This window comes from Hamadaea flava (assembly GCF_024172085.1).
In the GTDB taxonomy this organism is placed as follows: domain Bacteria; phylum Actinomycetota; class Actinomycetes; order Mycobacteriales; family Micromonosporaceae; genus Hamadaea; species Hamadaea flava.
The window spans coordinates 130,970-149,224 of sequence record NZ_JAMZDZ010000001.1; the positions used below are offsets into that span (position 1 = coordinate 130,970).

19 protein-coding genes are annotated in these 18,255 nt (G+C 71.6%); 12 read left to right on the forward strand and 7 right to left on the reverse strand.

Annotation, left to right across the window (positions count from 1 at the left end):
• Positions 1–48: 48 nt before the first annotated feature.
• A complete protein-coding gene (locus HDA40_RS00650; RefSeq protein ID WP_253750055.1) occupies positions 49–687 on the forward strand; it encodes a DedA family protein in 639 nt (212 codons plus the stop codon).
• Here HDA40_RS00650 and HDA40_RS00655 read toward each other — a convergent pair.
• Entirely contained in the window at positions 572–1,255 is a 684-nt protein-coding gene (locus tag HDA40_RS00655) for a response regulator transcription factor (protein WP_253750057.1), read from the reverse strand. The genes HDA40_RS00650 and HDA40_RS00655 overlap by 116 nt on opposite strands.
• Positions 1,252–2,847, reverse strand: coding sequence for a sensor histidine kinase (locus tag HDA40_RS00660; RefSeq protein ID WP_253750060.1), 1,596 nt, complete (start codon positions 2,845–2,847; stop codon positions 1,252–1,254). Before HDA40_RS00660 ends, HDA40_RS00655 begins: the two co-directional genes overlap by 4 nt.
• Positions 2,848–2,884: 37 nt before the next feature.
• On the opposite strand from HDA40_RS00660, the gene HDA40_RS00665 reads away from it, so the two are divergent.
• The 6 genes from HDA40_RS00665 (at position 2,885) to HDA40_RS00690 (ending at position 7,138) form a co-directional block, all read left to right on the forward strand.
• Entirely contained in the window at positions 2,885–3,658 is a 774-nt protein-coding gene (locus tag HDA40_RS00665; protein WP_253750064.1) for an NAD(P)H-binding protein, read from the forward strand.
• 40 nt (positions 3,659–3,698) lie between these two features.
• A complete protein-coding gene (locus HDA40_RS00670; RefSeq protein WP_253750067.1) occupies positions 3,699–4,622 on the forward strand; it encodes an MEDS domain-containing protein in 924 nt (307 codons plus the stop codon).
• Positions 4,609–5,037, forward strand: a complete 429-nt coding sequence (locus tag HDA40_RS00675) for an ATP-binding protein (RefSeq protein ID WP_253750070.1) — start codon at positions 4,609–4,611, stop codon at positions 5,035–5,037. Before HDA40_RS00670 ends, HDA40_RS00675 begins: the two co-directional genes overlap by 14 nt.
• A 71-nt stretch (positions 5,038–5,108) precedes the next feature.
• Positions 5,109–5,750: a hypothetical protein gene (locus HDA40_RS00680; protein WP_253750073.1), complete on the forward strand. Its 642-nt coding sequence runs from the start codon at positions 5,109–5,111 to the stop codon at positions 5,748–5,750.
• A 1-nt stretch (position 5,751) separates the two neighbouring features.
• Positions 5,752–6,462, forward strand: coding sequence for a hypothetical protein (locus tag HDA40_RS00685; RefSeq protein ID WP_253750076.1), 711 nt, complete (start codon positions 5,752–5,754; stop codon positions 6,460–6,462).
• Positions 6,463–6,550: 88 nt separating this feature from the next.
• Positions 6,551–7,138, forward strand: coding sequence for a TetR/AcrR family transcriptional regulator (locus HDA40_RS00690; protein WP_253750078.1), 588 nt, complete (start codon positions 6,551–6,553; stop codon positions 7,136–7,138).
• Between the two features lie 36 nt (positions 7,139–7,174).
• Here the strand turns inward: HDA40_RS00690 and HDA40_RS00695 are convergent, their stop codons facing one another.
• Both HDA40_RS00695 and HDA40_RS00700 read right to left on the reverse strand, forming a co-directional pair.
• Entirely contained in the window at positions 7,175–7,906 is a 732-nt protein-coding gene (locus HDA40_RS00695) for an ABC transporter permease (RefSeq protein WP_253750081.1), read from the reverse strand.
• Positions 7,903–8,853 carry an ABC transporter ATP-binding protein gene (locus HDA40_RS00700; RefSeq protein ID WP_253750083.1) on the reverse strand — a complete coding sequence of 317 codons (951 nt, stop codon included), beginning with the start codon at positions 8,851–8,853 and terminating at the stop codon, positions 7,903–7,905. The genes HDA40_RS00695 and HDA40_RS00700 overlap by 4 nt, the downstream gene beginning before the upstream one ends.
• A gap of 133 nt (positions 8,854–8,986) precedes the next feature.
• Between HDA40_RS00700 and HDA40_RS00705 the strand changes: the two genes are divergently transcribed.
• Together HDA40_RS00705 and HDA40_RS00710 are read left to right on the forward strand one after the other, a co-directional pair.
• On the forward strand, positions 8,987–10,957 hold the full coding sequence (locus HDA40_RS00705) for a sensor histidine kinase (protein WP_253750085.1): 1,971 nt from the start codon (positions 8,987–8,989) through the stop codon (positions 10,955–10,957).
• Positions 10,909–11,559, forward strand: a complete 651-nt coding sequence (locus HDA40_RS00710) for a response regulator (RefSeq protein ID WP_253750087.1) — start codon at positions 10,909–10,911, stop codon at positions 11,557–11,559. The genes HDA40_RS00705 and HDA40_RS00710 overlap by 49 nt, the downstream gene beginning before the upstream one ends.
• Here HDA40_RS00710 and HDA40_RS00715 read toward each other — a convergent pair.
• Positions 11,556–12,377 carry a class I SAM-dependent methyltransferase gene (locus HDA40_RS00715; RefSeq protein WP_253750089.1) on the reverse strand — a complete coding sequence of 274 codons (822 nt, stop codon included), beginning with the start codon at positions 12,375–12,377 and terminating at the stop codon, positions 11,556–11,558. The two genes, HDA40_RS00710 and HDA40_RS00715, sit on opposite strands and share 4 nt — an antisense overlap.
• Positions 12,378–12,522: 145 nt before the next feature.
• On the opposite strand from HDA40_RS00715, the gene HDA40_RS00720 reads away from it, so the two are divergent.
• The 3 genes from HDA40_RS00720 to fxsT are packed head-to-tail and all read left to right on the forward strand — an operon-like array spanning position 12,523 to position 17,008.
• Complete coding sequence (locus tag HDA40_RS00720) at positions 12,523–12,846, forward strand: CU044_2847 family protein (RefSeq protein ID WP_253750091.1); 324 nt, start codon at positions 12,523–12,525, stop codon at positions 12,844–12,846.
• On the forward strand, positions 12,843–13,763 hold the full coding sequence (locus tag HDA40_RS00725) for a trypsin-like peptidase domain-containing protein (RefSeq protein ID WP_253750093.1): 921 nt from the start codon (positions 12,843–12,845) through the stop codon (positions 13,761–13,763). The genes HDA40_RS00720 and HDA40_RS00725 overlap by 4 nt, the downstream gene beginning before the upstream one ends.
• Before the next feature lie 2 nt (positions 13,764–13,765).
• Positions 13,766–17,008, forward strand: coding sequence for an FxSxx-COOH system tetratricopeptide repeat protein (gene fxsT / locus HDA40_RS00730; RefSeq protein WP_253750095.1), 3,243 nt, complete (start codon positions 13,766–13,768; stop codon positions 17,006–17,008).
• A 2-nt stretch (positions 17,009–17,010) separates the two neighbouring features.
• Here the strand turns inward: fxsT and HDA40_RS00735 are convergent, their stop codons facing one another.
• Positions 17,011–18,048, reverse strand: a complete 1,038-nt coding sequence (locus tag HDA40_RS00735) for an aKG-HExxH-type peptide beta-hydroxylase (RefSeq protein WP_253750097.1) — start codon at positions 18,046–18,048, stop codon at positions 17,011–17,013.
• Positions 18,009–18,242: a hypothetical protein gene (locus HDA40_RS00740; RefSeq protein WP_253750099.1), complete on the reverse strand. Its 234-nt coding sequence runs from the start codon at positions 18,240–18,242 to the stop codon at positions 18,009–18,011. The genes HDA40_RS00735 and HDA40_RS00740 overlap by 40 nt, the downstream gene beginning before the upstream one ends.
• Positions 18,243–18,255: the final 13 nt, after the last annotated feature.

Sequence of the window (18,255 nt, forward strand, 5' to 3'; positions counted from 1 at the left end):
GACCTTCGGCGGGGGCAGCGGCTCGCCAAGATCCATAGCGTCGGTCGCATGATGCACATCCTGGAGTCGGCGGCCGCCTCGCCCTGGGTCTACCTGGTGCTGTTCGCGGTCGCCGTGCTGGACGCGTTCTTCCCGGTGGTGCCGGCCGAGACGATGGTGATCACCGCCGGGGGACAGCCCAACCTGGCGCTGGTGATCCTGGTCGCCGCGGCGGGCGCGTTCGCGGGCGACCACGTCTCGTACCAGATCGGCCGGACCGCCGGGCAGGGCCTGCTGCGCCGGATGCCGCCGGACAGCAAGCGGCGGGCGGCGTACGAGTGGGCGTCGAGGGCGCTCCAGGAACGTGGGGGACTCCTGCTGGTCGTCGCCCGGTACATCCCCGGCGGCCGGACGGCGGCCACCATGACGACCGGTGCGGCGGCGTACCCACGCCGGAGGTTCGCCTTGTTCGACGCGATCGCCGCGGTGTCCTGGGCGCTCTATTCGGGGCTGATCGGGTATCTCGGCGGGCGGGCCTTCGAGGACGATCCGCTGCGCGGGTTGCTGCTCGGGCTCGGGATCGCCGTCTCGATCACCGTGGCGGTGGAGGCGATCCGTCTCCAGCGCCGCCGGACAGCCCGGCCTCGTACGCCAGAATCGCGGCCTGCACCCGGTTACGCAGACCGAGTCGAGTCAAGATCGAACTGACGTGGGTCTTGACCGTGCCCGCCCCGAGGAACAGCCGCTCGCCGATCTCCTGATTGGACAGTCCGGCGCCGATCAGGGCGAGCACCTCCCGTTCCCGGCCGGACAGCTGAAGCACCCGGGCGCGGGCCTCGGTGACCCGGCCGAGCTGGTCGCCGCCGAGGTGGGCGATGACCCTTCGCGCGACGCGGGGCGACAGGAACGCCGCGCCCTCCGCCGCCGCGCGTACGCCGGCCGGCAGTTCCCGGGGATCGCCGGACTTGAGCAGGAAACCGGCCGCGCCGGCTGCCAGCGCGCCGGAGATGTAGTCGTCCTCGCCGAAGGTGGTCAGCATCAGGACGGCGATCTGCGGCGTTCCGCGCCGGATCTCGCGGGCCGCGGCCAGCCCGTCGAGCCTCGGCATCCGGATGTCCAGCAGCGCCACGTCGGGCCGGTGCCGCTGGGCCAGCTCGACGGCCTCGCGCCCGTCGGCCGCCTCGGCGACGATCTCGATGCCCGGGTCGGTGGCCAGGATCGCGCGTACGCCGGACCGGAACATCGGCTCGTCGTCGGCGACCAGCAGCCGGATCACTCAGCGACTCCGGGGGTCTCAGTGACTCCGGGGGTCTCAGTGACTCCGGGGGTCTCAGTGACTCCGGGGAGGTGGTCCTTGCCGACGAGCCGCCCGTCGCGGAAGCACAGCCGGTAGACGTCGATCGGGCCGCCGAACAGGTCGTCGCTCACCCGGTAATACTCGCATTCCGCCCCGGCAGGGATCGGCGGCTCCGGCACGTCCGGCCGTCCGTCGACCTCGTGCGCGGGCAGGTTCAGCTCGGCCCGCGCCTGCCCCAGCTGAAACGACCGGTAGGTCTCGCCATCCACTAAGGACGTCGTCACCTCGTGCACGCGTAGGCCGAGCACGATGACGCCGATCACCGTGAACGCCGCGAGCTGCACAGCCAGGCCACCCCACAGCGTCCGGCGCACGGATCGGCGCGCCGACTCCCGCGCTGGTGGCGGCTGTTCCGGCACCGGCGGCCCGCCGTGCACGGGCAACTCGGCGATCACCTCGAAACCGCCGCCGCGCGGCTCGGCGCGCAACGTCCCGCCTGCCAGCCGCGCCCGTTCCCGCAGGCCAGCCAGCCCCATGCCGCCCGGCTCCACGGACGCCGGCCCGCCCGGACCATTACGCACGGTCACCGTCACCCGATCTCCCACGCGCCGCGTGTCGACGGTCACGGCCGCGCCCGGCGCGTGTTTCGCCGCGTTGGTCAAGCCTTCTTGCACTATGCGGTACGCCGAGAGCCGTCCCATCGCCGGCAAGTCGTCGACCGCGGTGCCGCTGAGCGACACCGCCATCCCGGAGTCGCGCGTACGCCGGACGAGGTCGGCCAGGTCCGGCACGTGCGGCTCGGTCGGCGCGGGCTCAGGACCTGCGCCGCCGCTACCGGGCCGGCCACCGAGCACGCCGATGATCTCCCGGAGCCGATCGGTGGCGTCCGCGGCGGCGACGCGTACGTCGGCCGCGGCCGCTCGATGATCGTCGGACAGCCGCGGATCGATCTCGAGCGCGCCCGCCCGCATCGCGATCAGACTGAGATCGTGCCCGAGCGAGTCGTGCATGTCCCGGGCGATCCGGTTCCGTTCCCGCAGCCGGGCTTCCTCGGCGACCAGCTGCCGTTCGCGTTCGAGCTGGTCGGCACGCTGCCAACCGGCTTCCACGAGCGCGGCTCGCTGCCGGGCGTACTGCCCGGCCCACCAGGGCAGCACCGCAAACACGGCCAGGGGCACGAGTGTGTCGATCCACGCCCAGAGGTCGCCCAGCGCGGCGGCGGCGAGGACGAGCCCGGCCATGGCCACCAGCCCGAAGACGGCAGCGGCGGGGGCGGTCCGGTCCATCCGGCGGCCGGCGGCCAGCGCGGTGAGCACCGACAGCACGACCGGCCAGGCCGGCAGCTCGGACGAGCCGATCGGGATCGCCAGAATCGCCGCAGAACCCGCCGCCAGGGTCCAGCCCGGGGCGCGCCGGGCGGCCGCGTACGCGATCGCGGTCAGCCCGAGGCCGACCAGCAGCCGCAGCCAGTCGATGCCGGCCCCGGCCTTCAGCAGCTCGACCACCAGCAGCACGATCACGAGGAGGGCGGCTGCACCGTCGCGCAGGCGGGCGCGTACGGAGCTGGGCATGAATCCACCGTAGCGGGCGGGCGGCTAGGGTGGGGCGATGAAGATCGCGATCACCGGCAGCACTGGCCGGGTGGGCGGGCGGGTCGCCCAGAGGCTCGCGGCGGCCGGTGGTGTGCACGAGGTCATCGGGCTGACCCGGCGCGAGGCTCCGTACGACGACGTCGCGGCGCTGCGTACCGCGCTGACCGGAGTCGACACCCTGGTCTTCGTCTCGAGCGACGGCGAAGCCGCGAAGGTGATCCTGCACCACCAGAACGTGCTGCGGGCGGCGGTGGAGGCCGAAGTCGGCCACGTCGTGCTGCTCAGCGGGCTGGACGCCGATCTGGACTCCCCGTTCTGCTACGCGCACACGAACGGCTACTCCGAGCAGGTCCTGCGGTCGAGCGGGCTGCGGTACTCCATCGCCCGCGCGGGGCTGTTCGCCGAGTTCCTCGGCGGGCTCGTCCGGCAGGTCGCCGTGGACGGCACGGTCCGGCTGCCCACCGGCGGCGGCCGGATGTCGCTGGTGGCCCGGGACGACGTCGCCGACTGCCTGGCCGCCCTCGCGCTGGCCGGGCCGACCGACCGGCACCACGACCTGACCGGCGCGGAGAGCCTCACCGGCCTCGACGTCGCCAAAGCGGCCGGGTACGCCTTCGAGGAGTGCGCCGACGCCGACTTCGCCGCCGCGCTGACGCTCGCCGGCGAGGAACCCTGGTGGGTGTACGCCTACAGCTCGATGTTCGCCGCGATCCGGCAGGACCGCTGGTCGCCGGTGAGTGACGAGGTGAGCCGCCTGCTGGGCCGCCCACCGGCAGGCATCATGCGCTGAAGAACTGGGTATGGGATGGTTCGGTGGGGAAGGGAGAAGCGTGTCGGATCCGATCACGGTGGACGAGTTGCGGCCGGGCGATCACGCCTGCCTGACGTACTCGGACAGCGACGAACGGCTGGACATCGTGGCCGCGTTCGTCGCCGACGGCCTGGATCGCGGCGACAAGATCATCTGTTACACCGAGGAACTGTCCGCCGACCAGATGGCGGCCGAGCTGGTCAGCCGCGAGGTGACCGGTGCCCGTGACGGGCAGCTCATCATCGCCCCGAGCCGCGACGTCGGCCTGGTCGGCGTCGGCGCGCAGCCCGTCGTCGACGTGCTCGGCGCGGAGCTGGCCGTCTCGGTCGAGCAGGGCTATCCAGGGCTGCGTGTGTCGGCCGACATGTGCTGGGCGGTCGCGCCGTCTCCGGCGGTCGAGCGGCTGGCCGAGTTCGAGACCGCACTGGGCAGTCTGTTCACCTCCGGCAAGCTGACCGCGATCTGCGAGTACGACCGGGACCGGTTCGACCCGGTGACCCTGTCCTTCGCCGCCCGGTCGCACGCCAAGACGGTCGCGGCGCTGGCGTACCACGACGATCCGGTACTGCGGATCTGCCGTCAGCACCGGCCCCCCGGCGTACGCATCGCCGGCGAGCTGGACTTCACCCATCGCGACCCGCTGGAACAGGCGTTGTCCGAGGCTGTGCGGCTCGACCGGCACCTCTACCTGAACCTGGCCAAGCTCCATTTCATCGATGTCGCCTGCGCGACGCTCGTGGCGAAGACGGCGTTCTCCCTGCCGCCGGGCCGCACGATGACGATCGTGGCCTCTTCGATGGTGACCTCGGTGCTGCGCCTGCTCGGCGTCGAGGACTCCGGCGCGTCGCTGACGGGTGGCCGGTCGTCCGGCGGTTCGTTCTCGGACGGCTCCGTGGGCGGCGACGTTCGGCTCAGATTGATAGAAGCCGATGAGCGCCCCTGACCTGCGCCCTCCCGACCGCGACCGGCCTGACGTCGCGGCCGAACTGCTCGAGCAGCAGTTCGACGCGGCGGGCTTGTATTCGCTGCGCTCGGCGATCGCCGCCCACGCCTCGGAGTTGGGCGCCGACAGCCGAAGGGCGGGCGAGATCGTGCTGGCCTGCCACGAACTGGCGATCAACGCCGTACGCCACGGTGGCGGCCGGGGCCGGCTGCGCCTGTGGCGCTCCGGTGACCTGCTCTACTGCGAGGTCACCGACGACGGCCCCGGGCTGTCCGACCCGGACGCCGGCTCCCAGCCGGTGCCGCTCGCCGAACCGGGCGGTCGCGGACTCTGGATCGTCCGGCGGCTCGCCGAGAGCATCGAGATCGCCAACCATCAGGGCACGACGATCACCGTCGCGTTCGCCCTCCACTAGGCCCGGCTTATCGTTTGTCGGCTGCACGTCGCTTTCATGGGACTGCGATACCATGACGGTACCGTGATCGCATGAACATACTCATCTCTCCCACTGGCCCCCGTAGCCGGCTGCTCGGGGTGATCGCGGCAACCGTCGGCCTGACCACAGCGGGTCTGGCGGTCGCGGGCTGCGGCCCGGCCGGCGGCACCACGGCCGCCCCGTCCGCCCAGACCGTCGTGACCGAGGCTCCGTCCGGGCCGGTCGCGACCGGCGAATCGTCCGCGCCGGCCGAGCCCGGCGCGCATGACGGCATCCCGGCGCTGTGCCTCGACGAGGCGACCATCGCCGCCGCCGTCGGCTTCGCCGTGCATGTCGAACGCCCGACGATCAAGCAGAACGGTGACGCCGTCAACTGCACCTTCCTGGCCGACGACCAGCAGGCCCGGCCGGGTGCGAACGTCAGCGTCCTGGTCGCCCCGGCCGCGTACGCCGAGCAGGCGCGCACGGACATCAAGAGCAGCGCCACGCGGGCCGGCGTCGGCACCGCACCCGTCGGTGTCGGGCAGGACGGCCTCGCGTACGAGTCGGCGCAGCGCAGTGCGGCGGCCACGGTGGTCGGCGGCAGGCTCGTCGCCGTGACCGCCGACGGCATGGGACTCTCGTCGCCCGGGGTCGGGCGGCGGGCGGTCGAGAAGCTGGTCGCCGCCGTCGCCGCCAAGATCGGGGGCTGACATGCGCCGGAATGTGCGGGCGAGGGCGGCCCTGCTCGTCATCGTCCTGAGTGGATTGGGTGGCTTCGGACTGAGCGGATGCGGTGACTCGGCCTCGTCGGGCCTCGACGGGGGCCAACGCTCGGCAGTCACCACCGCGCCGACACCCGAGCCGTCGGCGACCGGCGATCCGATCGGCAGTCCGCCCGGTGGCTCGCCGACCCGCAAAGGCAGTCCCAGCAAGGCTTCCGGCACGCCGACCGGCCGGTCTTCGGGAGCGCCGTCGGGTATGCCTTCGGGGTCGCCGAAGGGCTCGGGCAAACCGCGCGGTGCGCTGGTGTTCGACCCGTTCGCGAAGATCTCCTGCACCTGGGTGCCACGCTTGTTCGTCGACCTGTCCGGGCACGCCAAACCGGGTGTCGCGGTACGCGTACCGGTGTGGGCGTCGAACCTGGCGGCCGGGGTCACCCTGACGATCCGGGCCGAGCTGAACGGGTCGAGTTATCGGACGACCACGACGGTCACGGCGGCCGCGCCGGAGTGGCGGGGCACCGCCCAGCTGGCCATGGCGCTGCCCGAGTCCGGCGACTTCTTCAGCACTGCGATCGAACTCGACAGCACCGGCAAGCTGGCCGGGAAGACCACGGACAACTCACGGCGTACCGTCGCGGGCACGCTGCCCAGCCCGCGACCGTCCAGCGAGGAACCGATCACCTGCCCGACGGTGACCTGAAGCGGGGCGACCTGAGCGGGGTGACCTGAGCGGGGCGACCTGAGCGGGGCGACCTGAGCGGCGGCGGCCCGGCGGTACGATCATGCCGATGTCCATGCCCTATGAGGCGACCGGCCGGGTCGGCCAGAAGGCCCGCACCCGGCAGGCCCTCGTCGACGCGACCCGGCGATTGCTCGCCGAGGGCCAGACGCCGCAGGTCGAGGAGGCCGCCGAGGCGGCGGGGATCTCGCGTACCACGGCGTACCGCTACTTCCCGAATCAGCGGGTGCTGCTCATGGCGGCGCACCCGGAGATCTCGCCCGACACGTTGCTCGGCCCGGACGCGCCCGCCACCCTGCCCGAACGGCTCGACGCGTTCGTCGCGGCGTTCTGCGAATACAACTTCACCTGGGAGCATCAACTGCGCGCTGCTTTACGCGTATCCCTTGGGCCGGATGCGGAACGGCCGACGTTGCGGCAGGGCCGCGCGGTGGCCTGGGTCGAGGATGCGTTGGCGCCCTTGCGCGTGACGCATCCGGCGGTGGACGTGCACGCGCTGGCGATCGCGATCCGCTCGGCGATCGGCATCGAGACGCTGATCTGGCTGTCGGATGTGGCCGGATACGACGAGGCCCAAGCCGCGCGGACAGTACGCCAGACTGCCCGCGCCCTGCTCGACGCGGCCACCGGTCGGTAGCGGCGAAGGCAGGGCGCGGGCGGGTCGGGAAGCGGGTCAGGACCAGCGGAAGAACCGGGCGGCCGCGGTCCACGCCACCGCCGCGTAGGCGCAGAGCACCACGATGTGCAGCGCCTGCGGCCAGTGACCGGCCGCCGCGTCCTGCATGACCTGGACGCCCGCGCCGAGCGGGGTGAACTCGCCGATGCGCTGCAGCGTCTTCGGCATCACCTCGAGCGGCACCCACAGGCCGGCGAAGAACATCAGGGGGAAGAAGGTCAGCGACCCGAGGCCCTGCGTCAGCTTCGCCGAGCCCACCGAGGCCAGCAGCAGCCCGAAGCCGAACAGGCAGGCCGCGACGAGCAGGAAGCCGAGCACGAACGCCAGCGGGTTGCCCGGCAGGTCGACCCCGTACGCCAGCCAGCCGACCCCGAGCACCAGCAGCACTCCGATGCCCAGCACGGTGAGGTGGGCGAACGCCTGCGCGGTGAGCAGGTCGCGGGGCCGGGCCGGAGTGGCCGCCAGCCGGCGCAGGATGCCGCGTTCCCGGTAGGTCGCCAGCTGCGCCGGCAGCATGCTGAGCGCGACCATCGCCACCGCCATGGTGAGCATGATCGGCACATAGACCGAGAGCGTCGAACGCCCGCCGAGCGCGGGGTTGGCCTCCCGGAAGGCCGGCACGCTGCCCAGGATCGCCAAGATGGCCGGGGCGAGCAGGATGCCGAAGACGACGGCCGCGATGTCGCGGAAGTAGAGGCGCAGCTCGGTGCGGAACATGGTGACGTTCATCGGTTCGCTCCATCGATAGCGTCGGGAGTGGCGGTTTCGGTGCTGGCGGAGACTGCGGTGAGCTGCACGAACGCGTCGTCGAGTGTGGACTGCTCGACGCGCAGGCCCAGCGGGGCCAAGCCCTGCCGCGACAGTTCGGCGACGACGGCCGGCAGTGCTTCCTCCGTGCCTCGCACGGTGACGTGCTCGCCGTCGACGGCGACGTCGCTGACGCCGGGCAGCCCGTCGAGGGTGACGGGCCGGGCGACGCGGAAGGTGAGCACCTGGCCGGTCGCGACCAGCGCGGTGAGGCCGGCCGGGGTGTCGAGGGCGGCGATCCGCCCGTCGTGGATCACCGCGACCCGGTCACACAGCCGCTCGGCCTCGTCCATGAAGTGCGTGACCAGGAGAATCGTCACGCCCCGGTCGCGGATGTCGGAGATGAGCTGCCACGTGTCGCGCCGGGCCTGCGGGTCGAGACCGGTCGTCAGCTCGTCCAGGATCGCCAGCCGCGGATTGCCGACCAGCGCCAGCGCGATCGACAGCCGCTGCTTCTGCCCGCCCGACAGCTTCGCGTACGCCGTGTTCGCCGAGCCGGTCAGCCCCAGGTCGTCGAGCAGCTGCTCCGGCCGGGCCGGGTTCGGATAGAACGAGGCGAACAGGTGCAGCGCCTCGCCGGCCGTGATGCGATCCTGCAGGCTGGACTCCTGCAGCTGCATGCCGAGGATCCGGCGCAGCCGTTCCCGGTCGCGCTGCGGATCCAGGCCCAGCACCCGGATGTCGCCCCGGTCGGGCGTACGCAGTCCGCCGACGCATTCGACGGTGGTGGTCTTGCCGGCGCCGTTGCGCCCGAGGATGCCGAAGATCTCGCCGCGCTCGACGGAGAAGGTCACGTCTTCGACGGCCACGCGCTCGCCGTAGCGCTTGTGCAGGTTCGTGACTTCGAGGACTTTCGGAGTGGCTGTCATGCCTGTAGACGCTAGAAATCGGCGGCGTCGCCCAGAATCCGTTCAGCCCTCCGCTTGGGGTAGACCTAGCCCCACCCCGGCCGGAAGTCAGCCCCAATGCGGTCCGGGCCGGTGACCGGCCAGACTGGGGGGCATGACGGCAAGGTTGCGCGCGTTCGCGGCAGGTCTGGAGCTCTACGCCCTGAGCCTGTTCGGCCTGCTGTGCCTCGGCCCGGTACTGGTCGTCTTCACCCCGGGCCTGCTGCTTGGTCTAGTCTTCCTCATCCCCGGCCCGATGGTGGCCGTGCGACGGTTGACCGGGTTGGTGCGGCGGCGTACTCGGGACCTGGCGGGCATCGAGGTGCGGAGTCCCTACGCGCCCGAGCCGCCCCCGCCGCAACCCCAGGCCGATGGCTGGTACCGGCGCGATCGTCAGCTGTTCAAGAGGGCCTGGTGGCCGCGGATGGCCGATCGCATCGACTGGGTTCTGGGCGACAACGCGACCTGGCGCGACCTCGGCTGGATGTTCCTCGCCCCGATCGGCGCGCTGCCCGGCGTGCTGCCGCTCGTGTTGCCCGCCGCGGCCTTGTGGGTTGCCGCGTCCGCACAGCTGCCAGACGCCGCAATCGGCAGCCTGGTCGCGGTCACCGCGCTGGCCGGGCTCGCGCTCGCGCCGTCCGGTCTGCGGTCGTCGGCCCGGTTCCACCGCCGCCTGCTGGGCGGCCGGGTGCTGCGCTCCGACGTCCACGACGTCCAGGCAGACCATCGAGTACGCCGCTGGGTCGGCAAGGCGTCCTCACCAGTGGTCCGCCTGGCCCTTCTGCTGCTCACAAGTGCCATCGCGATCCCGGTGTTCGTCGCGACGGTGGCCGCGCTGGTCCTCGGCTACGGGCTCGGCCTGATCTTCCTCGTCCCCTGGGGGCAGGCCGATCTGCGCTGGCTGGCGGACTGGCGGCGGTCGCTGGCCCAGTGGTCGGGCGTGTCGATCCCGAGTCCCTATCGGCCGTTGCCGCCCCTGGTGCAGCGGCCCGACGGCATGTACCGAGTGGGCAAGAACCTCTACAAGACACCGCGCTGGGCGCTGTGGACCCAGCGGTTCTACTGGGTGCAGACCGATCCGGCGACCTGGCGGGAACTGGTGTGGCGGGGGAGCGATCCGATCGTCGGCGGACTGATCGCCGGAGTTCCGGTGCTCCTGGTGGTCTACGGGATCTGGGGCCAGATCCTGCCCCGAATCGTGCACTTCTTCGTCGGCGAGTCGCCCGCGAACTTCTGGTACGGCACCTTCATCGGCCATCCCGCCGCCGCGATCCCGGGCGGGCTGGCGCTGGCGGCGCTCGGGGTGGCGATCGCCCCCGCCGCGCTGCGGCTGCACGGGCGCTGGAGCCGGCTGCTGCTCAAGCCATCCGGTGACACCGCGCTCGCGCAGCGGGTCGAGCAGCTGACGCTGTCCCGCGCCGACGCCAGTGACGCCGCCGCTCGCGAGCTGCGGCGCATCGAACGCGACCTGCACGACGGCCCGCAGGCCCGGCTGGTCGCGCTCGGTCTGCGCCTCGGCACGATCGAGGCGCTCATCGACACCGATCCGGCCGCGGCCAAGGAACACACCGTGCAGACCCAGGAGGCGGCCGCGCACGCGCTGCGCGAACTCCGCGAGGTCGTCCGGGGCATCCATCCGCCGGTGCTGGCCGAACGCGGCCTGGCCGACGCAGTACGCGCGCTGGCGCTGGACAGTCCGCTCACCGTGACCGTCGACATCGACCTGCAGGTGCGGCTGCCCGAGCCGATCGAGGCGGCGGCGTACTTCTCCGTGGCGGAGGCGTTGGGCAACGCCGCGAAGCACGCCCGCGCCCGGACCGTCGCCGTCCGGCTCGACCTGCTCCCGGCCGGTGGCGCCGACCCGGCCGCCAACGGCGACGTGCTGCGGATGATCGTCCGCGACGACGGCCGGGGCGGCGCGGATCCGGCCAATGGCAGTGGCCTGCGCGGCCTGGCGCGTCGGCTCGGTATCTTCGACGGGACCGTCACGCTGTCGAGCCCGCCCGGCGGCCCCACCGAGCTGATCATGGAGCTGCCATGCGCGTCGTCCTCGCCGAGGACCTCTACCTCCTCCGGGAGGGACTGATCCAGCTGCTGACGGCGCACGGGTTCACCGTCGTCGCGGCGGCCGAGACGGGTCCTGAGCTGGCGGCGGCGTTGGCCGAGCACGAGCCCGACATCGCGATCGTGGACGTACGCCTGCCCCCGACCAACACCGACGAAGGACTGCGGATCGCGTTGGAGGCCCGACGCCGGCGCCCCGGTCTGCCGGTCCTGGTGCTGTCCCAGCACGTCGAGCAGCTGTACGCCCGCGAACTGCTCGAAGACGGCTCGGGCGGAGTCGGCTACCTGCTCAAGGACCGGGTGCTCAACGCCGGTCAGTTCGTCGACGCGATCCGTCGCGTGGCGGCGGGCGGCACCGCGATGGACCCCGACGTCATCGCGAAGCTCCTCACGCGGGCCCGGCCGGACAGCCCGGTCGACCAGCTGACCCCCCGGGAGAAGGAAGTCCTCGGGCTGATGGCCGAAGGCCGGTCGAACGCCGCGATCGCCCAGCGGCTGTTCATGAGCGAGGGCGCGGTCGGCAAGCACACCGCCGGAATCTTCGGCAAACTCGGGCTCGGCCCGTCCGACGACGACAACCGGCGAGTGCTGGCGGTGCTGGCGTACCTGAACAGCGGCCGCTAAACCGACGGTTTGTGGGCGACGACCAACATCCGCTGGGCGTGCGACTCGAACCGGCCATGCCGCTGGATGTGCTCGTGCAGCGCCAGCAACGTGTCGTGGTACTTCTCGACGGTGAAGTCCGGCACCGCCCAGATCACCTTGCGGATGAAGTAGACCACCGCGCCGACGTCGGCGAACGTGACCACCAGCGATTCGGCCCGCAGCTCGTCGAGGACGAGACCGGCGGCCGTCAGCTCCCGCCGGGCGGTCTCCGGCTCGCGCTCCGGCCCGTAGGTCTGCGGCCCGAGGAAGAACTCCGTCAGCTCGCGATTGGACCCCGGCCCGATCTGTTGGCTGAAGTAGACCCCGCCCGGCTGCAGTACCCGGGCGACCTCGGCCCACCCGACGACGTTCGGATGACGGCTGACCACCAGGTCGAACGTCTCGTCCGGGAAGGGGAGCGGACCGTCCTCGGCCGCCTCGACGACCGACACGCCTAACGGCTGGAGCGTACGCCGGGCCAGCGCCAGGTTCGGCGGCCAGCCCTCGGTCGCGTACGTCGTGGGGGCGAGCGCCGGGACCTCGGCCAGCACCTCGCCGCCGCCGGTCTGGACGTCGACGGCGACCCGGGCCCCGGCCATCAACGCCGACATCCGCCGCAAGTATCCCCAGGACGGCCGCTGCTCGGTCGCCCGGCCGTCCAGCCAGGAGAAGTCCCAGCCGTCCACGTCGGCCTCGGCCGCTTCGGCGAGCAGCTCGTCGAACGGCCTCCCGGCGGTCGTCCGGGGATCGGCTGTCCGGGCTGCGTCGGCAGGCGGTTCAGCGGATGCGGCGGTCATGGCCTCAGCGTCCCAAGGGCGGCCGTCCCGGGCAAGTGATCCACACCGGCGAGTGGAAAGCGCTGCGGTATCAGGTTTCCGACAGTCGCCGAACAGTGGGCCTACGGCGGTTGGTCTCATGTCGACGGTGATCTACTCTTCGGGCGTGGCTGAACTCCTCCGCTTCGAATCCGACTTCGGCACTGTGTACGTCGAAGAGCGCGACGACAGCGGGCTGGAGCGCGTCGGCGTGTTCAGCCGCGCCAAGCCCGCCAAGGAGAAGCTCGAGGTCGCCCTGGCCCAAGTCCGGCCGGCCTTCCAAGCCGCGATCACGGCCCTGTCCGACCTTCCGGTCGCACCGGACGAGTTCGAGATCGAGGTCGGCCTGACACTGACCGCCGAGGCCGGTGCGCTCATCGCGCGTACCGCCGCGGAGGGACATCTGGTCGTGCGGGCGGTGTGGCGTAACCCGGTGGCGGGACGGGAGTGACCGGGCAGCCCACGCTGGCCGGCCGGGTCCGGGTGCTGGCAGGTGACCCGGAGCGGATCGTGGGCGCGGGGGTCGCGTTGTCCGCGCGCCGCGTCCTGACCTGCTGGCACGTGGTCTCCGACGAACCGGCCGACGCCCTGGCCGTCGCCGAGCCGTCCGGCGTGCCCATCGAAGCGGACGTGACCTGGTCGGCCCCGATCGGCCCGCACGGCGAAGGAGACCTGGCGGTGCTGACCACCCGCGCGCCGCTGACCGGGCCGCCCGCCCGCCTGGCCGACTGCGGCGACGCCGAATTCGACGTACGCGTCATCGGCAACCCCGCCCAGTCCCCGGCGCAGATCCTGGCCCGGGCGCGGCTGGTCGGCCCGGCCGACCCGGTCACCGGCTGGCGGCAGCTGGACCGGCTGTCCACCGCGACCGTCGCCGTCGACCGCGGCTTCAGCGGAGCGGGCGTGTTCGACCCGGACGGCCGCGTCGTCGGCCTCACCGTCGCACGTTCGCAACTCGGCCAGCAGACCGTGGGCTGGATGATCCCAGTGGCCGCCTGGCGCCGCCTGCTCCCCGCCGACCTCGCCCCAGCGGTGACCGCCGCGCCCCGGACCGAGCCACTGAGCCCCACCGAACGCAGTACGCTCGCCCGCGCCCTCGCCACCGTCCCCACCATGCTCGACCCGTTGGCGCGAGCCGAGCTGATCGCCGCACTGCCCGACGCCATCCGGCTCCGCGTACGCGTGACGCATCGCCTGCTCCTCGACTGCCGCGAACTGATCACCACCACACTCGACACGGACGGCGGATTCCCGGCCCTCTATGGGCGACTGTCCGAGCGGGAGGATCCCGATAGCATCTCTTTGCGGGAGTTCCGTGCACTCGCGGCGTCGATGCGGCTCCTGCCGGCACCGGACGAAGAGGACTGATCATGCCCCGCCTGTTGCTTCAGCAAGCCACCGAACTGCGGGACGTGCTCCTGTCGGTGGGAGTGCTGAAGAACGCGGACGAACGTCAGTTGTGCCTCGACGCCGTCCACACCGAACTCGGTCGGCAGATCGTCAGTGACAACCGGAAGACCACGGCGCACAAGACCGATCTGATGGTCATCGTCCAGGCACTGTCGGCCGAGCCCGAAGGCCTGCCCACGTTGCTGCGTGCGGCGGAGGCGTTCGGCGAGCCGGGTGACGTCGTGCCCGCGTGGCGTGTTCTCGCCCGCCTGGACCTGGCGGACCTGCTCGACGGGGTTCGGCCCGATGTCGTCGCGGAGGTCGCCGGTCAGGTGATGGACGCCCGGGTGGACGTCGACAAGCCGGATGTCGTCCTCCAGCAGGTCGGTTGGCAGCGAGCCGAGGCTTGGGGCGCGTCCGCGATGATCGCCTTCGTGGTCCTGCTGCTGGAGCGGCTGTCGGGGGAGGCGGGCGGTGCCGGGGCGAATCCGGCCAGTGGTGCGGTCTCCGGTCGGGAAGGCAACACTGCCAGGATCGAGACCTGGCTCACCGGCGGACGGTATGCTTTTGGGTTGACCGGTGCTGACCTGGACAACGCTCGCCGTGTGGCGCGATTGATCAGTGCGGCCGCGGGACCCGGCTCGAACACAGGTTTGCCGGCGCATGAGGAAGGTCCCGACGTGGGTACCACGACGATCATCAAGGTCACCGACTCGGGGACCGCGCAACCGCCTGCCCTGGTCTGGGGCGGTGTACCGGCCCGCAATCAGTACTTCGTGGGCCGCCGCGAAAGCCTGACCACTCTCGACGCCGCACTGACCCAGCAGGCTCGGGCGTCGGTCCTGCCGAAGGCCAGCGTGCGCGGCGCCGGCGGGGTGGGCAAGACCCAGCTCGCCGTCGAGTACACCTACCTGAACCAGAGCCGGTACCAGATCATCTGGTGGATCAACGCGGAGAACATCGCGACCGTCCGCGCGTCGCTGTCCGCCCTGGCCGACCGCGTCAACATTCCGCCGAATCCCAGCATGGAGCAGCGAATCCGCGCCCTGCTGGATCACCTGGCGACGACGTCACAGGACTGGCTGCTGGTCTACGACAACGCGACCGATCCGGCCGAACTGGCCCCGCTCATGCCGACCGCGAACGTCGTCGGCGAACTCGGGCACGTGATCGTGACCACGCGCAACACCGCGTGGGCGGCCGAGGGCGCCACCCTGGAGCTGGACGTCTTCAGCCGGTCGGAATCCCTGGAACTGCTCCAGGCGCGGGTGCCCGACACCACCGACCGCGAGGCTCACGACCTGGCCGAGAAGCTGGACGACCTGCCGCTGGCTTTGGAACAGGCTGCGAGTTGGCTGCTGACCATGCCGTCCTCCGTGGACGAGTACCTGCAGGATCTGGAGAGCCGGGCGACGACGTTGCTCGCCGAGGGCCGGCCCCGCGAGTACAACGGGACGGTGCTGACCGTCGTCTCGCTGGCGTTGCCGCAGCTGGCCGAGCGGTCGGCCGCTGCCGTCCAGCTGCTCGAACTGCTGGTGCACCTCGCTCCGGAGCCGATCTCGACACGGCTGCTCTGGGAGGGCCGGCGCGCCGCCGGCCTACCCGAACCGTTGCGGTCGGTGCTCCAGGAGCGCAACGACATCTCCCGGACCGTGCGGCATCTGGGTTCGCTGGGGCTGGCGCGGATCGACAACGCGAACAAGCGGGTGCAGATCCACCGGCTGGTGCACCTGGTCGTCCGGGAGGGGCTGACCAGCGCCGAACCGCTGCTGAACGCCCAGCGGCTGCTGTCGGCGGCCAACCCCGGTTTCCCCGACGACCGCGGCACCTGGCCCCGGCATTCGGAAATCGCCCCGCATCTGCAGGCCGCACACATGAACGACGGCGATGTGGACGCTCGCCGGACGGTGTTGGACCAGGTGCGGTACCTCTACAACACGGGCGACTACGAGAGCTGCCGAGTACTCGTCGAGGAGGCGCTCGCCGCCTGGGACGTGCCCGACACGGACGGTCGCCCCAGCTCCGACGCGCTGACCCTGCTGGCGCTGCGCCGCTACGGCGACGCGTTGCGGCAGCTGAACGATCAGCAGGCAGCCACCGTCACGCTGGCGGCGTACGAGCGAATGGTCGAGGCGCTCGGCGAGGAGCACGAGTACACCATGGGCGCGGCGAACAGCGTCGGCGCCGACATGCGCCGGGCGGGCCGCGTGACCGAGGCGCGGGAACTGGACGCCCGCACCCTGGAAACGCAGCGACGGGTCCTCGGCGACGCCGACCCCAGCACGCTGCGCATCATGAACTCGCTCGCGATGGATCTGCGGCTGACCGGCGACTTCGCCGCCTCGTACGCGCTGAACGTCGAGGTCGAGGAGCACGCCCGCACTCTGGAGGACGGGGCGATCCCGATCGTCCTCGCCCAGGAGGCCCAGGCCCGCGACCTCTACCTCCTCGGCCGGTACGCCGACGCCGCCGCACTGCTGGAGGGCTCGCTTCCGATCCAGCGCAACCTGCTCGGGGCCGACCACCTCACCGTGCTCCGCGCGACCTGTGTCTACGTGGCGAGCCTGCGCAAACTCGGCCGGCTCGACGAGGCGGTGGCCGAGGGCCGGGCCAACCATCTGCTCGCCACCCGCCGGTTCGGGCCCGATCATCTGATGACCGCCGAGTGCGGGATGACGGCGGCCAACGCGTTGCGGGCGCGTGGCGACGCCAGGGACGCCCACACCTACGCCATGCGCAGCCTGCAGCTGTTCCGCGGGATCTACGGCGAGGACCACCCGCTGGTGTGGTGCGCGTCGGTCAACGTCGCGGCCATCCTGCGTGCTCGCGACCTCGACCAGGACGCGGAGGAGCTGAACCTGCGCACCCTCGACGGTCTGCGGCGCACGCTCCCAGGCGAGCACCCGTACCTGCTCAGCGCGCGTACCGGGGTGGTCATGAACCTCGTCCGCGCCCATCGGATCGCCGAGGCCCAGCCGCTGTCCGCGGAGATCCTCGCCGACTCGCAGCGGGTGCGCGGCCCCGAACACGCCTACACGTACTACTGCATGGTCAACGCCGCGGTGGACCAGATCCAGAGCGGACAGACTGAGACCGGCCTCCCGCTGCTCGCCGAGGCCACCCGGCTGCTGATCGAGAAGTTCGGCGCCGACCACCCCGAGGTCGAGGCGGCCCGCAACCGCCGCCGCATCGAGTGCGACATCGAGACGATCAGCCTGATCTGAGGTCAGCTCGATGCGAAGTCACGCGCCGCGAGCGTCGCGCACAACAACAGGCCCGCGTCGGTCAGGCTCGCGGCCCGGTCCAGCTCCGCGAAAGCCTGGTCCAGCTGTCCGCGTACCTCGGCCAGGCGCGCCTCGGCTCGCTCTGCCAGCTCATCTTGTACGCGGAAAGCAGCCCACAGGTCTGCCACGGCGGTGAAGGCGTACGCCCCGTGCAGCAGACCCGTGATCGGCCGGGGATCGGCGCGCCACGGCGACCGGTACCAACCCCGGTCGGCCGGGTCGAACAGGTCGGCCAGATGCATGACCACGCTGAGCTTGCTGTGCTGGAACTCGTGGACCATCGCGACGGCCAACTCGACCGCGCCAAGCCCAGGCTCGCTGGCGAACGCGCCGAACGCGTCGGAGTGCGTGACACTGTGATTGCCCGCCCCAGCGTCGCCCAGCGGGACGAACGTCGTCAACCCGAATGCCAGCTCGTCGGCGTACGCCGGAGCAAGGTCCGCCAGCAGCCGCCATGCAGAGTCGAATGTGGACTTTGCGGCGGCGTGCCCTGCGTCGGTCAGCCGACCGGCCAACTGCAGGCCATAGCAGTCCCGCATCGGATCGGCATCGTCCACCGTCAAGTGCAGACTGCGCCCGTTACGCCGAAGGCTGTAGCGGGTCAACGTCGGCCAGTCGTCCACCGCGCCGGAATCCATTCCCGCGCGATTCGCGGCTCGCCGGGCGATCGCATCCAGATAGCCGACGGACGCCGACGCCACACCCCGCGTACGCTGCGTCGCCCAAACGCCGAGCCACGGCAGCCGCAACACCTCGCGCACAGCGCCCGGATCCACCTCGTACGCCCGCCCGATCATTGTCGCAGCGGGCACCAGATCCGCATCGGTGGCGACGAGATGGCGGATCAGCAGCAGCGTCCGGGTCAGTTGAACATCCCGCAGCTTCTCGATCTGCTCCCGGTCGGCAGCCCCCCGAGCCAGCCCCCGTAACTCGCCGGCGGTCAGTCCGAGACGGGGCGCGTCTCGAGAAAGCTGTTCCATCCCGCGAGCGTCCTCTCCGGATGCGAATGCACCAGCGCGACCAGGTCCGCGACGGCCGCCGTCAGCGCTGGATCATCGCCGAGCAGCAGCCGGTTCAGGCGATCGCCGGAGATGTCGGGCAGCGGCGCCCGGCTCGGCAGGGGTCTTTCGTCATCCATCGGTTTCCCGCAAGCGACGGCGAAGTAAGTCCCCACCAGTCTCTCACAA